We start from the raw sequence: 15,411 nt of genomic DNA, 5'->3' as shown, positions 1-15,411 counted from the left end.
AAATTGCATGTAGTGCTAAAAACATAAAAATACCTCCTAAAAATTTATCAAGTGATAAACATATCTTATCACTTGATAAATTTTTAGAGGAGTAATCTGCTCAAAAACAATATTATCGTTCGTTTGGCTCTACAAAATAAAAATCTGTGTGTTTTTTTACAATTAAAAGCCAGCTTCTTTTAATTTCGGCAATAGATAGTTCTTCGCCTCTAAAATTTGCTGTTCATAATCGTGATCCGCACCGCTCCACATTTCGATCAAGAAAGTTCCCTCGTAGTTCAAGCGTTTCAACGTTTGAAGCACACCAGTAAAATCAACACAGCCTTGCCCGAAAACCACTTCTCGAAACTTGCCGTGACTATTAGTAGTTACTGGTTGCGTATCTTTTAAATGGATCGAAGTGATATACTCGATACCTTGTTCAAGTTCAACAGAAACATCATTTTCAGGCCATGCAGATAAATTTCCTAAATCAGGATATACTTGTAAATAAGGGGATGGGATTTGTTTTTTTAAGTACATAAATTTACGTATCGAATTCATGAATGGGTCATCCATGATCTCGACGGACAAAATGATCCCATACTGTGCTGCCTCTTTGATACTAGCACGCATCCCTCTAATAAAAGCCTCCCTTGTTTCGATTGATTTCTCCTCATAGTAAACATCATATCCGGCTACTTGTATGATCCTGATACCTAACCGATACGCAAGTTTTATCGCCTTTTTCATCATGGCCAATGCTTGTGCTTGTTTGTCTCTATCCGCTGAACCAAAAGGAAAACGCCGGTGGCCACTCAAACAAAGGGAGTGGATAGAGATACCCGAAGCGTCGATCGCTTGTTTTAACCGAATGATTTGTTCATCCGACCAATCCAAACGTGCCAATCGTTCATCGCTTTCATCGATTGACATTTCCAGAAAATCAAACCCTAAGTTTTTGACTGCATCTAGCCGCTCTTTCCATGTCCAGTTACTAGGCAACGCCTTTTCGTATATCCCGATCCTCACCATCTCATTCTCCCCATAAACGTTTGATTTCTGCTTGGAATGCCTGAGCTTGATTAACAGGATCTGCACTTGCCGTCAATCCCCTACCAACAATAAAGTGAAAGATCGGCATCCCTTGGAACAACGCTAAAGTTGAAATCGAAAGCCCTCCAGTCACAGACACGTCAAAACCTAAATCGATCAACTGTTGAACTAGCTTTAAATCTTTTTCTCCCCAAACTTCACCCGCTAACAAAGCATCTCGACTTTGATGATAGACTACTTGAGAAATCCCGATCTCTCGCCATTGTCTGGCTTGCTCTAGCGTCCACTCCCCGTATAATTCAACTTGAAGTTCTTTGACTTTCTTTTGCGCAGCTCGCATGGTGGGCAATGAGGCACAACAGATCACTGTCATGAAATCAGCTCCAGCTTTTGCTACATTCTCAGCTACCGTTTCTCCAGCATCGGCACATTTCGTATCTGCAACGATTGTTTTTTCTGGAAACATCTCTCGGATACATTCGATCGGCTTCTTGCCTTCTTGGAGACAAAGGATCGTCCCTACTTCGATCACATCAACGATTTCTCCGATCCTTTTGACATCTGCTAAAGCAGAGGCTAATTTGTTATGATCTAAAGCGATTTGTAATTTTGGTCGTTTCATTTATTTCTCCTTTGATTGCCATTCATTGTATAATTCTGTTTCCTTGAATTTCTCGCAGATTTCCGTTGGTGACATGACATTTTTGATCCCAACAACTGTCACGCCTCGCTCGATTGCTTGTATAAACATCGGCATAAAATTAAGTGGTGTAAATACGACATCATACTGACTCGCAGAGCTTTTCCCTTCAGAAATCGGACAATGATGAATTTTGGTAATTGTAATATTTAGTTCTCTCATTGCTTTTTCTACACTACGCATCATCATTAAACTTGTACCCGAGCCATTCGCACATGAAACTAAAATTCTCAATCAAATCTCCTCCAATCAATTGTTTTCTCCAAAATTCTCTTTATATTTTTGATAATCCTCGACGATCAAAAAATACCCTTCTGGATTTTTTCGATATTGCAGTTGAGGAATAAGCAACAGACCAATAACGACTAGTACGACTCCTGCATACCCTAAAAATTTCATCAATACAGTAAATGCTGGCCAAGCACTCGCCCAGTCAAACATCCCAATATAGCCACCATAGCGAGATAACCCGATCCATGTTGCAAACAGAGCAGAACCACCGACTTGGATCAATCCTGATAAGAATGGGAACAAGCATGCCGCTTTAAAGCCCCCACGATTGTTAGAAAACACAGCTATTACCGCATTGTCAAAAAATAATGGAATGAACCCAGCGATCACGATCGTTGGTGATCGGAATAAGATCAATAAAATGATCATTAAGAATTGACCTAATGCCCCAAATAAAAATCCTATCGTTACAGCATTTGGTGACCCAAAGCCAAAAGTCGCAGCAACATCGATCCCTGGCACTGCACCTGGTAAAATAGTATTCGAAATCCCTTGGAAAGATTGTGTCAATTCATCCACGAAAGTCCGTACCCCAAGTTGCAAAATCGCTAAATATACAGCAAAATTCAAAGAAGTTGTCAGGATATAGAAAAGGAAACTTTGTCCTTGCACCATAAACTCTGATTCGATCAGGTACTCTTGTCCTAGTACCAACAATATGATGCCAAAGAAAAACAACATCAATAAAGAAGTCGCTACCATATTCTCATTGAAGATCGATAAGAAACCAGGAAGTTCCATATCTTCCAGTTTTTTATCGGCTTTTCTATTCCCCGATTTTTTACGACTATTTTTTTGCCACCATTTTGCTAGCGTAGAAAAGATATACACCCCAAACATCTGTTGATGAGCAATTGCAAAACCAGCCCCATCGGTTAGTTCTTGCGTCACACCAACAGTCAAATTAGAAGCAACTGCCCAGTAACAACCTAAAATAATACCCATAAATACTAATACTTCTACTCTCCCTAACTCAGGAAAACAGAAAAGTAAAATCCAAAACGCTGTCGCTGCTTGCTGGATTTGGACATTACCGGTCGTAAATACAGCTCGAAGTTTTGTATATTTTTGGAAACGAACTAGCAGGATATTCAACACAAATGCAATCAATAATAAAATCATTACATCACTGAATGTTCGCCCGAACGTTTCCATCAATCCCGCATCTACAGCATTTTGACCAAAGTATGGATCGGTCACCATCGCTTCAAGGTTGAATCGATCCTTTAAACCAACCAAGATCGGGCGAAAATTATTCACTAAACCTCCTGATCCAACAGCTAAGATCAGATAGCCTACAGTAGCTTTCAAAAAACCAGCTAAACATTCATATAGTGGTCGACCAAGGAGTATATACCCTAATAAAACGATCGAACCGATCAAGTAAGCTGGCTGCGTCAATATGTTTGTCGCAAAATACGTCCATATCTCCATAAAGATATCTCCCATATTTTCCCGTTACCGAAAACCATCCTAAATCCTCCAAAAACGTTGACTTATTTTTTTAGCGAGTAGGTTTTCAGTTGGACGGATTCCCTCCCTTACATCCTATTTTAGTTTATAAATTTTCATGTTAGACTAAAGCTTTCCCATCAGTCATATGCAACAAGCAATGGGCTACTTCTACTTATGTTTGGTCATATTCTTCCATGACTACTTGGTAATCTTCCAACGATTCTGATGCAAGTAGAGCTTGGATCAATCCTTCTTGCATCAGCAATTCCGATAATGATTGGATGTTACTCAGATGCTGCTCTGGTTCTTTTGCTGCTAAAGTGAAAAATAGACTGGCAGACTTTGAGTCATCTTCAAAAGAAACTGGCACTTTCATTTTGGTAAATGCAATCGCTGTATCGAATACATTCGAGTTCCCTTGCATGGCATGAGGCATCGCCACATGAGGAGCAATCAGGATATATGTACCATATTCTTCGACACAACGAATCATTTCTTCAATATAGGTAGGAGCAACGATGCCTTTTTCTAATAAGAGACGACCACTCTCCTCAATTGCTATTCGCCAATCATTGATCTCCGTTTCTACATAATTGACTAATCCATTTTCATAGAAATATCTCAACATCTCCACAAACTGTATCAAGCAGTTTTTAAACTATGCGACAATAATGTGTTCACATTACGTGAAGCCTTTGTCTTGCAATCACTGACTTTGATACGTTCTTCCTCCTCTCATTTTTTTTCATCGAGAAAAAATCTCGATTTTGCTGATTTTTTAAAAAATATAGTGCTCGATTTACTATAAAAATGATGGAAATGGCGTATCATTTTCTTGGGTGAAGACATCATGGAAACCACGATCAAAATTGAATGCTAGATCTTGTTTGTTATCTGGATACGTATACTTCCCCCCCACTTGCCAAATATAAGGAGAAAACTGATAAGCTAATCGATCTTTTTTCATTCGCCATAATTGAGTGATCTCGCTAGGATCAGCCATAAAATTTGACCAAATATCATAATGGACTGGGATCACTACTTGAGCTCTTAGCGATTCTGCCATCCTCAATAAATCACTGGCAGTCATCTTATCTGTGATACCTCGCGGATTTTCTCCATATGCACCTAAACAAACATCGATTTGATGTTCATTCCCATGTTTTGCAAAGAGATTGGAATAATGAGAGTCTCCGGCATGATAGATTGAACCGCCAGAAGTTTTGAACAGATAATTGACAGCGATCGTATCCATATCTTGAGGAAACTGCTCTTTTAGTCGGACATCAGGATCATCATGTGTGATCAAAGCTGTCCGATCAAACGCTTCTAGCGCAACGATCTCTACTTCATTGATCCTGACTACATCACCAGGTTTGACTACATCTGTCTTTTCTTTCGGTATCCCCCAAGAAAGCCATGTTTCTACCACTGCTTTGGGTCCGATAAATTTTGCTTTTGGGCAATTTTGATGAACAGCTGCGGCAGTGTGGATATCTAAATGATCAGAATGGATATGCGTCACGACTAAAGCATCCACGTCTTTGATTTCAAAAGGATCGATCACGAAAGGTTGCGTACGTAAATTCGGTTGCATCTTTTCCGTGCCGCTCATCCGCATCATTTGGTGCCCTTTTTTCATTTGTCCATTCCCATGTGTTCGTTTTCCTGTCCCACACCATAAGTCACAAAGGATATTCGTGCCTTCATGTGTCTTCAACCAAATACCTGTACACCCTAACCACCATATAGATACGCTTTTTTCTTTTACTTGTTCCATTTCGATTTCTTCGTTCAGGTAAGTTCCCCATTCTGGGAAAGTCGACAGTAGCCAACTTTCTTTTGTTACTTCTGTCACATCCATGCGCCATTTCCCCCTTTTATGTTCGGTATACATAAATAATAGAGCGCTATCATAACGATTGGAATAGCTTTATATGACTGTTATTACTTTATGTGATTGTTTCAAATTTTTTTATGCTCGTTTAGCTATAATCAGTCATATAGAAAAAAACACAATAGAAAAGGAAGGAATGCTATGAAAAATTCTCGGTTGATGATTGAAAAAAGACGGAATGAAATTCTTGATCTACTACAAGGACGTGAACAGATGACGACGATTGAACTAGCTGAAAAACTCCAGGTATCACTGAGCACGATCCGTCGTGATCTAACATTATTAGAAGAGAAAAATGAAATCATACGTGAACACGGTCACTGTCTTTTCAACTATGACAATCAAATGAATTTTGATCTTTCAGGCCCAACAAGGATCAAACATCAGATTGCTCGTTATGCCAGTCAGTATATTGGGGATTATGCCACCGTCTTTATCAACTCAAGCTCCACTGCCTTAGCTACCTTGGATTATCTGGAATCAAACCACGTCACGATTGTTACGAATAATTTGAAAGTTGTTTCCTCTGTTAGACCAGGCAATTATAGTTATATCCTCACTGGTGGTGAACTGCGCGTACCTAAAGAAGTGTTGGTGGGTGATATTGCCGCTCGAACATTAGCCGATATGAATGCCGATGCCTGTATCATCGGTTGTAGTGGAATAGACTTGAATAATGGGGTTACAACAAAAATATTGAATGAATCTAAAATCAACGAATGGATGATCAAAAAAAGTATCAAGTGCCGCATCCTCGTTGCAGACCATCGCAAGATTGGACAAACTGCGCAATTTAAGATTGCTGATATCTCAGCATTTGATTATTTGATCACTGATCAATACTGTTCGCCCAAACTTGCAAAAAAAATCGAACAATTAGGTGTCACTGTTATTCGAGTCAGTTTGTCATAAAAGAAAAATTTCACAAAATAGTCAACAGATAAAAAACAGAATCCATTAAAATCAATTTTTTATTTTAAGTATTTTAAACGCCCATAGACTCATCTAAAGCAATAGTTATTCAATAAATAAGAATAAAATAAAACAGATTATTTGCCTGTTTTAAAAACAAGGTGTAGCATAAAAATGTAAACGCTGACAAAACATTTTTAATTGATCGATATTCGGAAAGAAGGATTGTTTTATGGAAAAAATTTATCAAGCTGGCTCACAAGAAGGTCAGATTAATTTTATTAACACAGAAGATTTAGAAATGGCTGCGGCACAAGTGATTCCTACTGGTGGATTCGGCTATATCAGTAGCGGTGCTGGTGATTTATATACGTATCAAGAAAATGTGCAATCATTCAATCATCAATTGATTATTCCTCATGTTTTAAAAGATGTAGAAATACCAGATACAACTACCTACTTTGACCAAGAAACACTAACTGCACCAATCATCATGGCTCCTATTGCCGCTCATGGCTTAGCTCATACACAAGCAGAAAAGGCTTCAGCTAAAGGAGTGGCAGATTTCCATACGATTTATACAGCGAGTTCTTACGCTTCCTGTACGTTGGAAGACATTCGTGAAGCTGGTGGACCAGATGCACCGCAATGGTTTCAGTTTTACATGAGTAAAGATGATGCCATCAATCTCGATATTTTAGAGATGGCAAAACGTAATGGCGCAAAAGCCATCGTCTTGACCGCTGATGCTACGGTTGGCGGAAATCGGGAAACTGATTTGCGGAATGGCTTCACCTTCCCTTTACCAATGCCGATCGTTCAAGCCTATCAATCAGGCGTTGGCCAAACGATGGATGCTGTATATAAATCTTCCAAACAAAAGTTAAGTCCAAAAGATATTGAGTTTATCACTACCCATTCTGACTTACCAGTTTATGTGAAAGGTGTCCAATCAGAAGACGACGTTTTTCGTTCTTTAGATGCCGGTGCAAATGGCATCTGGGTATCCAATCATGGTGGACGTCAATTAGATGGTGTTCCAGCCTCTTTTGATTCCTTAAAATATGTAGCAGAAGCAGTTGATAAACGTGTGCCGATCGTTTTCGATAGCGGTATTCGACGTGGTCAGCATGTCTTTAAAGCAATCGCTTCTGGTGCTAATCTAGTTGCTATCGGCCGTCCTGCTATCTACGGTTTAGCCCTTGGAGGAAGTACAGGCATCCACCAAGTATTCGACTTCTTCAAGAAAGAACTCGAAATGGTCATGCAACTTGCGGGAACTCAAACAGTAGAGGACATCAAAAATGTGACATTACGTGAAAATCGTTTCCACTAAACCGAAGAATCAAAAAAACAACTCCAATGTCTTTTGACGTTGGAGTTGTTTCTATAATAATGAGATTTTTTACTTAGCTAGCCATTTCTCGAATTCTCTAGATATATGCTTCCCCTCTTGCAAATAAGGTCGCTTCTCCACTGATCATCACTCGGTCACCCAACCACTGACACGTCAAATACCCTCCTCGTGGAGAAAGCTGTTGCGCAATGAATTGATCTTTTCCAAGTTTTTTTGCCCAATAAGGAATCAAGTTGGCATGTGCTGAACCACATACTGGGTCTTCATTGATCGTTAGTTTTGGGAAAAATGTTCTAGAAACAAAATCTTCATTCTTACCCTCGGCGGTAACAATTACCCCAACTCCTGCTTGCAATTGGGTCATTGCAGTATAATCAGGTGACAGATTTGCCACGGTTTCTTCATCTTCTAAAACAAAAAATAAGTCTCTAGCAAGATACGCCTCTAGTATTTTTACACCGATTGCTTGCTCATATTCTGGTAATATAGCGATTGGTTGCGGTAGAATACTTGGAAAATCCATCGCATATCTTTCCTCTTTCTTCGTCACAAATAACTCACCACTTTGTGTGGAAAATGAAATCGTGGATTCAGTGATGCCATAGAAATTGAATAAGACAAACGCGGTTGCTAAGGTCGCATGGCCACATAGATCAATTTCACGATCCGGAGTAAACCAGCGCAATTCATAACTCTTCCCTTTTTTTACAGTAAAAGCGGTCTCAGATAGATTATTTTCAATTGCGATTTTTTGCATGGTCTCATCTGATAACCACTTATCCAAGACATATACCGCCGCAGGATTTCCTTTGAAAACCTCATTTGTGAAGGCATCAACTACATAATAAGATAAATTCATTTCAAAACTACTCCTTTATTTTTTCATAAATGTATTCGGCACAACATAAATCTTCTACTGCTAAGCCCACAGCATCAAATATCGTAATACTTTGTTCGTCTGTACGACCATTTTTCTGATGAATAACTAATTCACCTAACGATCCGAGAATCGCTGTTTCAGTCAATACACCTTCTGCTAAGGGAATCAAGTAATCGCCACTTTCCCTTTTTATTGCTTGATAATCATCTACATATAATTGACCAAACGCCATCAAATCACTGGCTAACTCACGTGTATCGGGAGTGAATGTCCCGATCGCATTGATATGGGTACCTGGTTGAATATTCTTTCTTGACAAAATTGGCGTTTTACTTGGGGTCAATGTACAGATAATATCTGTTTCTTTCGTGGCTTCCTCTAGTTTTGAACACTCAATAAAAGTTAGTTCAGGGTAATCTTCTTGGTACTGTAAAATAAATTGTTTGCGTCTCGTTTCATCTAAATCATAGACAAACACACGCTGAATTGCTCGAACACAAGTAATAGCCGCTAGATGTGAAGCCGCTTGTTGCCCAGCTCCGATCAATGTCAGCGCATTTGCTGATTTCTTTGCTAAAAATTTCGTAGCTAAAGCTGAAACTGCCGCTGTTCGTATCCAAGTTACGGCGTTTGCATTGACCATCGCAACGGGTTGTCCGTTTTTTGAATCAAAGAGTAAAACCTCTCCTAAGTGAGAAGGCAAATTTTGTTTGTGGTTATTTGGAAAAGCTGTGATGATTTTGGAACCAAAGTAACGATTCTTTCCTAAATAAGCAGGCATCATAGCAAATACATTATGATTCTCTCCATCGGGTAATTGTTGGACCATTCGTTTTTCTTGAGAAATCGTTCCTGCTTGAAAATCTTTAAAACACTGTTCCATCACTTTGATTGCTTCTATAAAACTCAACTGAGTGGTTACTTCATTACTATTGATTATTTTCATGTTCCATCTCCTTTTTCTTTATCCTAGTCCTCAAAAACAATACATTCAATGATATAATTGTATGGAATACAATTTTTGAAAGAAGGAACGAGCATGTCAATCAATTCTTATGAGAACTATCCACTGACTTGGCGTCCAGATAAAACAAAATTACATCGCCCAATCTATCAATCACTCATCACGCAATTAGAGACTGATATCTTATCAAATAAATTACAGAAAAATACAAGGTTACCTTCCCAAAGAGAGCTCGCTGACTTTTTAGACATCAATTTTACAACGGTGGGACAAGCCTACAAGTTAGGATTAGAAAAAGGATTACTCTATACGAACATCGGAAGTGGCACATTCGTATCGCCAAATGCGTTCACATCGATCACGATTTCTTCCGACCAAGTGCCCGATCATATCATTGATTTTGGTTTAGTTAGTTCTTTTGAACAATGCAACGAAATGATTACTCCATTTATCCAAGCAGCCTCACAAAACCACGGGATCAGCGGGCTGCTTAGCTATCGTGAGCCTTTAGGTACGAATTATCAATTGACGATTGCCAAAAATTGGTTGGAAACACAAAGCGTCTACACCTCAAATGAACAGATCGCCATTGTCTCAGGCGTTCAAAATGGCTTGGCAGTCACTCTCGCTGCTTTGTTCTCTCCTGGAGATCGTTTGGCAGTTGATCGCTATACTTACTCGAATTTCATTGAGCTTGCTCAACTTTATCATATGGAAATCGTGCCAATCGATTTTGATGATAATGGCATGCTGCCCGAATTACTTGAACAAGAATGCCGGAAAAAGAAGATCCATGGTATTTTTCTGATGCCTTCATGTAATAATCCTATTGGTTTTCAATTGTCAGAAGAACGCAGGCTACAATTAAAAGAAGTGATCTTGAAAGAACAATTGATCGTGATCGAAGACGATATCCATTCTTTTATGACCACTTACAATCAAAAGACATTACTTCCTTCATTCCAGCAATTACTCCCCGAACAAACCATTTATCTTGCAGGAATGACAAAGTATATATGTGCAGGATTGCGTGTCGCTTTTCTAGTATTTCCTGAAAAATATAAAGAAAAGATCCAACAAGCGATTTTCAATATCAATGTCAAAACCTCTAGCTTAGAGGCTGAGATCATCACTCAAATCTTATGTTCAGAAACCGCACAGAAAATACTTGAAAAAAAAGCCAATTACACAAAGCAAGCAAACGAAACATTCGATACATTTTTCAACTTGCCTCGTCCGACCAATCCACTTCCTTTTTATCGGCCTATCGCTGTTCGTGATGACCTATCTCCACGAGCGATCGAACAAGCTTTCTTAAATAAAGGGGTTCGTGTTTATCATTCGCATCGCTTTACGACACATCCACAAGATGATCCTTTCATTCGAATTGCTTTATCCTCTAATCCTTTGGAAGTTTTAACAAAAGGGCTTGAGATCGTCAAAAAAGAAATCATTCACTTCCAACGGTGACTGCTTCCATAAAGCCAACATAATTCAACTGACTCTTTTTATTTACTCCCGATCAGAACCACATCAAAGGAGGTCGAGACAAAAGTGAATTTTACTTTTGTCTCAGACACCTTTTTTCTTTTGTCATATAAATAAAATTTATCATAACTACCTATTTTGACTATAGTCAGTAGTGAATCCTATACTTCGTATGTATTAAAACTTAGGAGGAATTACTTATGATCACAGGGTTAAACTTATTAAATAATCCATTTCTAAATAAAGGAACTGCTTTTACAAAAGAAGAACGTAAAAAATATGGGATTGCTGGCATGCTTCCAAGTACTGTCCAAACATTAGAACAACAATCGGTTCAAGCATATGGACAATATTTAAGTAAACAAACTGATTTAGAAAAACGTATTTTCTTAATGAACTTATTCAATACTAATCGTACATTGTTCTATAAATTGATGGGCCAACATTTAGTCGAATTCATGCCTGTAGTATATGATCCAGTTGTTGCAGATGCGATCGAACAATACAATGAAATTTTCTTAAAACCACAAGATGCTGCATTTCTTTCAATCGATGAACCAGAATTGATCAAAGAAAGCTTAAAAAATGCCGCAGACGGTCGTGATATCCGTTTGATCGTTGTTACTGATGCAGAAGGAATCCTTGGTATGGGTGACTGGGGCGTTAACGGTGTTGACATCGCCATCGGAAAATTGATGGTTTATACCGCAGCTGCTGGTATCAATCCAGCGCAAGTATTACCTGTATCGATCGATGCTGGGACAAATAACGAAGAGTTACTAAATAATCCATTATACTTAGGAAACAAACATGCTCGTGTCGAAGGAGATTCTTATTATGAATTCATCGACCAATTCGTTTCATCTGCTACAGAATTATTCCCTGAATTATTGCTACACTGGGAAGACTTTGGTCGTGGCAATGCCGCAACGATCTTAGAAAAATATGAAAATAAAATCACAACATTCAATGATGATATCCAAGGAACAGGTATTGTCGTACTAGCCGGAGTATTAGGTGGATTGAATATTTCTGGTGAATCTTTGAAAGATCAAACGATTCTAACATTTGGTGCCGGAACTGCTGGTGTCGGTATTGCTAATATCTTATTAGACGAAATGATCCGCCAAGGTGTACCCGAAACAGAAGCACGTAAGCACTTCTACCAAGTGGACAAACAAGGGCTATTATTCGAAGATACTGAAGGCTTGACTCCTGGACAAATTCCTTTTGCACGTCAACGTTCTGAATTTGCCAACAGTGAAGAATTAACAAATCTAGAAGCAGTGGTCAAAGCGATTCATCCAACAATTATGATCGGTACATCTACTCAACCTGGAGCATTCACCGAAGAAATCGTCAAAGAAATGGCAAGTCATACACCACGACCAATCATCATGCCTTTGTCTAATCCAACAAAACTTGCAGAAGCAAAAGCAAAAGATTTGATTGAATGGACAGATGGAAAAGCATTAGTCGGAACAGGTATCCCTGCCGATGATGTAGAATACAATGGAGTGACTTACCAAATTGGACAAGCAAATAACGCATTGATGTATCCAGGATTAGGACTAGGCTTGATTGCTTCAACCGCTACTCGTGTCAACGCTGAAATCATCTCACAAGCAAGTCGTGCATTAGGCGGGATCGTCGATGTCACAAAACCAGGCGCAGCTATTTTGCCTCCTGTTGCAAGAATCACTGAATTTTCACAAACGATTGCTGAAACAGTCGCTCAATCAGTCGTTGATCAACAATTGAACCGTGAAGAAATCACAGACATCAAAGCAACTGTCGAAGCAGCAAAATGGGTACCTGAATATCAAGATCTAGAAGCTTAACTCGCTTGATCTGCTAACTACTCTTTCATAACTATTTGCTACACAAACATTTCTAATCAAAAAAGTTGAAGTAGCAAATACGGCATACATCAAAGCCTTGGATCTGTACGAAACGAGAAAATAGGAAAACCAACGATTTCTCAACGAATAGATCCAAGGGGTGTTTTCTGCCGTAAACTATTGAAAATGATTAGCGACTAGAAGCAAGCGATTTTATAAGTATTTGCAATTCTCGTTAATCAAAGAAAGGATCTGTAAGGATGTTACATCAACAAAAAGCGACTGCTACAGTCACTAAAACAAAAAAAGAAAGCTTTTGGGACACAAAGATCAGTGGCGTCAGCTTACCGCTCTATTTGATCATGGTTCTCGTCTTGATTGTTGCGATGGCATTAGGTAAATTGCCAACGAACATGATCGGTCCTATTGCCGTACTCGTCATTTTTGGGAATCTATTCCATTTTATCGGCACAAAGATCCCCATCGTTAAAAGTTATTTAGGTGGTGGCTCTGTATTTGCGATCTTTGCTTCCGCAGCAATTGCCACATTTGGTATTTTGCCTGATTATGTAGTGAAATCAACTGAAAACTTTGTCAACAACATGGGCTTTTTAGATTTTTATATCGCTGCATTGATTACCGGAAGTATTCTAGGCATGAATCGTAAATTATTGATGAAAGCTTCCGTCCGTTTTATTCCTGTTGCACTTATTTCCATGGTAGTATCATTTTTTGCTGTTGGTCTAGTCGGAATGTTGATTGGGAATGGCTTTGCAAATTCAGTATTGTACATCTCTTTACCCGCAATGGCTGGCGGTGTAGGTGCTGGTGCTGTTCCACTATCAACGATCTATGCAAACGTCTTAGGAACAGATGCTTCTGCTATTATCTCACGTTTGATCCCTGCCACAGCAATGACAAATGTGCTAGCCATCATCGGTGCCGCTTTAGTTGCTCGTGCCGGACAATCTATGCCAAAATTGAACGGGAACGGCAAGCTAATGGAAAAAGGAGATCTAGGCGACGGAAAACCACGCGACGTGAAACCTTCTATCCCACAATTAGGTGTTGGTCTAATGGTTTCGATCACCTTCTTTATCCTTGGACAAATCTGTAATTTCTTTGTACCAAAAGTTCATGCGTATGCTTTTATGATCATCATCGTAGTAATTTGTAAAATCACCAATATTCTTCCTGAATATTATGAAGATGCAGCCATCATGTTCAACAACTTGATCGTTAAAAACTTAACGGCAGCTGTCTTAGCAGGTATCGGGATTGCCTTATTGAACTTAAATGTTTTAGCTTCTGCTCTTACATGGCAATTCGTCGTCCTTTGCTTAACAAGTGTCATCGTCATCTCACTCGTTTCTGCTTTTGTTGGTCGGCTATTCGGACTTTATCCAATCGAATCAACGATCACAGCAGGGTTATGTAACAATTCAATGGGAGGAACAGGAAATGTTGCTGTTTTATCCGCAGCAAATCGTATGGAATTGATTGCTTTTGCCCAAATGGGTAATCGTTTAGGCGGTGCAATCGTCTTGATTATTTCAGGATTTTTGATGCAACTATTCTCTTGATTCTCATGAATAAAAAAACTTCTCGATCAGTAGTCGGGAAGTTTTTTTATATCGCACGATTCAACATTCTTTGAGAAAATGTTTTTGCCATTTTGTTGAATGATAGCCGATACACTCGTAAAAATGATGTGCTTCTTTTCGATGTTCGCCAGAATTTAGACGTACACCATAATAGCCTCGCTCTTTTCCTTGCTTTTCTATCCTCTCCATCAATTGCCTACCAATCCCTTGATTTCGGACGTTTGAAGAAACCGCTAATGCTAAAATATTGAACATCGTTGGACTTAGCAACGTTTCGTACTTCTGCGCATGTACATATCCTAATACTTTCCTTGTACTATCTTCTTCATAAACTTCAATGACATACATTTCTGGTTGAGCTAAGATATTCTTCAATTGTTTCGTCGTTTCCACCAGAGCTATTTCATACCCTAATTCTTCCTTATTAAGCTGATTTATCGCTTCTGCATCTTCCAAACGAGCAGTTCTAATCATTTGATCCTTCCTTTCTTTGTTGTGTTTTATGTACTGAGCTAAGGATAGTATGTTTTTTTCTATGGAAATAGTATTTGATTCATTCTCAAGTAGGTTTTAAAAAAATTCATGATGCAATATGTTTATTCTCATTATTTAAAACTTACGTACCCGAAAATATAGTATTTTTACGAAAAAGGGAAGGAATTCAATTATTGAAACGCTCACTTAGACATGAAGAATGGTATCAAAAAAATTGGCAATTGAAATATATGTTCACGATTTTCTATCAACTGATTGACTTTTTGTAAAAAAATCTATAGTATAGTTTGTGAAGAAAGAGCAGGTAATGCTGCCGCTCCACACTTATGCGTGCATGAGAAAGAGTGCTAGGATACATGAGTAAGGCCAACTATCAAATATGATAGTTGGTTTTTTATTTTATCTCAAATGTTAATTGTAGTAAGAATAAAATTTTTCATAATATTATTGTCAGTTAATAATGGAGATTAGATATCAAATGTTCCTATAAAG

The 15,411-nt window shown here is 38.6% G+C and carries 14 protein-coding genes; 5 read left to right on the top strand and 9 right to left on the bottom strand.

From position 1 onward, the window contains the following. Positions 1-162: 162 nt before the first annotated feature. The 6 genes from JZO83_RS10385 to ulaG form a co-directional block, all read right to left on the bottom strand. A complete protein-coding gene (locus JZO83_RS10385; RefSeq protein WP_207115697.1) occupies positions 163-1,014 on the bottom strand; it encodes an L-ribulose-5-phosphate 3-epimerase in 852 nt (283 codons plus the stop codon). 1 nt (position 1,015) lies between these two features. Next, on the bottom strand, positions 1,016-1,657 hold the full coding sequence (locus JZO83_RS10380) for a 3-keto-L-gulonate-6-phosphate decarboxylase UlaD (RefSeq protein WP_207115696.1): 642 nt from the start codon (positions 1,655-1,657) through the stop codon (positions 1,016-1,018). Next, positions 1,658-1,969, bottom strand: a complete 312-nt coding sequence (locus JZO83_RS10375) for a PTS sugar transporter subunit IIB (RefSeq protein ID WP_206853458.1) — start codon at positions 1,967-1,969, stop codon at positions 1,658-1,660. Between the two features lie 15 nt (positions 1,970-1,984). Next, the gene (locus JZO83_RS10370; RefSeq protein ID WP_207115695.1) at positions 1,985-3,475 is read right to left on the bottom strand and encodes a PTS ascorbate transporter subunit IIC; all 1,491 of its coding nucleotides are present in this window, start codon (positions 3,473-3,475) and stop codon (positions 1,985-1,987) included. Between the two features lie 178 nt (positions 3,476-3,653). Then, positions 3,654-4,109 carry a PTS sugar transporter subunit IIA gene (locus JZO83_RS10365; RefSeq protein WP_207115694.1) on the bottom strand — a complete coding sequence of 152 codons (456 nt, stop codon included), beginning with the start codon at positions 4,107-4,109 and terminating at the stop codon, positions 3,654-3,656. A 174-nt stretch (positions 4,110-4,283) separates the two neighbouring features. Further along, positions 4,284-5,345, bottom strand: a complete 1,062-nt coding sequence (gene ulaG, locus JZO83_RS10360) for an L-ascorbate 6-phosphate lactonase (RefSeq protein WP_207115693.1) — start codon at positions 5,343-5,345, stop codon at positions 4,284-4,286. A 174-nt stretch (positions 5,346-5,519) separates the two neighbouring features. Here ulaG and JZO83_RS10355 point away from each other — a divergent pair, with 174 nt between their 5' ends. Next, on the top strand, positions 5,520-6,290 hold the full coding sequence (locus JZO83_RS10355; protein ID WP_207115692.1) for a DeoR/GlpR family DNA-binding transcription regulator: 771 nt from the start codon (positions 5,520-5,522) through the stop codon (positions 6,288-6,290). Positions 6,291-6,522: 232 nt separating this feature from the next. Next, positions 6,523-7,626: an alpha-hydroxy-acid oxidizing protein gene (locus JZO83_RS10350; RefSeq protein ID WP_207115691.1), complete on the top strand. Its 1,104-nt coding sequence runs from the start codon at positions 6,523-6,525 to the stop codon at positions 7,624-7,626. A 97-nt stretch (positions 7,627-7,723) separates the two neighbouring features. On the opposite strand, the gene JZO83_RS10345 is transcribed toward JZO83_RS10350, so the two are convergent. Further along, positions 7,724-8,506, bottom strand: a complete 783-nt coding sequence (locus JZO83_RS10345; protein ID WP_207115690.1) for a PhzF family phenazine biosynthesis protein — start codon at positions 8,504-8,506, stop codon at positions 7,724-7,726. 7 nt (positions 8,507-8,513) lie between these two features. After that, a complete protein-coding gene (locus JZO83_RS10340) occupies positions 8,514-9,473 on the bottom strand; it encodes an ornithine cyclodeaminase family protein (protein ID WP_207115689.1) in 960 nt (319 codons plus the stop codon). Between the two features lie 93 nt (positions 9,474-9,566). Here JZO83_RS10340 and JZO83_RS10335 point away from each other — a divergent pair, with 93 nt between their 5' ends. From JZO83_RS10335 to JZO83_RS10325, 3 genes are all read left to right on the top strand, one after another. Beyond that, positions 9,567-10,961 carry a PLP-dependent aminotransferase family protein gene (locus JZO83_RS10335; RefSeq protein WP_207115688.1) on the top strand — a complete coding sequence of 465 codons (1,395 nt, stop codon included), beginning with the start codon at positions 9,567-9,569 and terminating at the stop codon, positions 10,959-10,961. Positions 10,962-11,179: 218 nt separating this feature from the next. Further along, complete coding sequence (locus JZO83_RS10330; protein ID WP_207115687.1) at positions 11,180-12,820, top strand: malolactic enzyme; 1,641 nt, start codon at positions 11,180-11,182, stop codon at positions 12,818-12,820. Positions 12,821-13,080: 260 nt separating this feature from the next. Beyond that, positions 13,081-14,403, top strand: a complete 1,323-nt coding sequence (locus JZO83_RS10325) for a 2-hydroxycarboxylate transporter family protein (protein WP_207115686.1) — start codon at positions 13,081-13,083, stop codon at positions 14,401-14,403. 60 nt (positions 14,404-14,463) lie between these two features. Here JZO83_RS10325 and JZO83_RS10320 read toward each other — a convergent pair whose 3' ends face one another. Next, complete coding sequence (locus JZO83_RS10320) at positions 14,464-14,898, bottom strand: GNAT family N-acetyltransferase (protein WP_207115685.1); 435 nt, start codon at positions 14,896-14,898, stop codon at positions 14,464-14,466. Positions 14,899-15,411: the final 513 nt, after the last annotated feature.

This window comes from Enterococcus sp. DIV1298c (assembly GCF_017316315.1).
In the GTDB taxonomy this organism is placed as follows: Bacteria; Bacillota; Bacilli; order Lactobacillales; family Enterococcaceae; genus Enterococcus_B; species Enterococcus_B mangumiae.
This window is presented reverse-complemented; position numbering and strand designations above follow the sequence as displayed.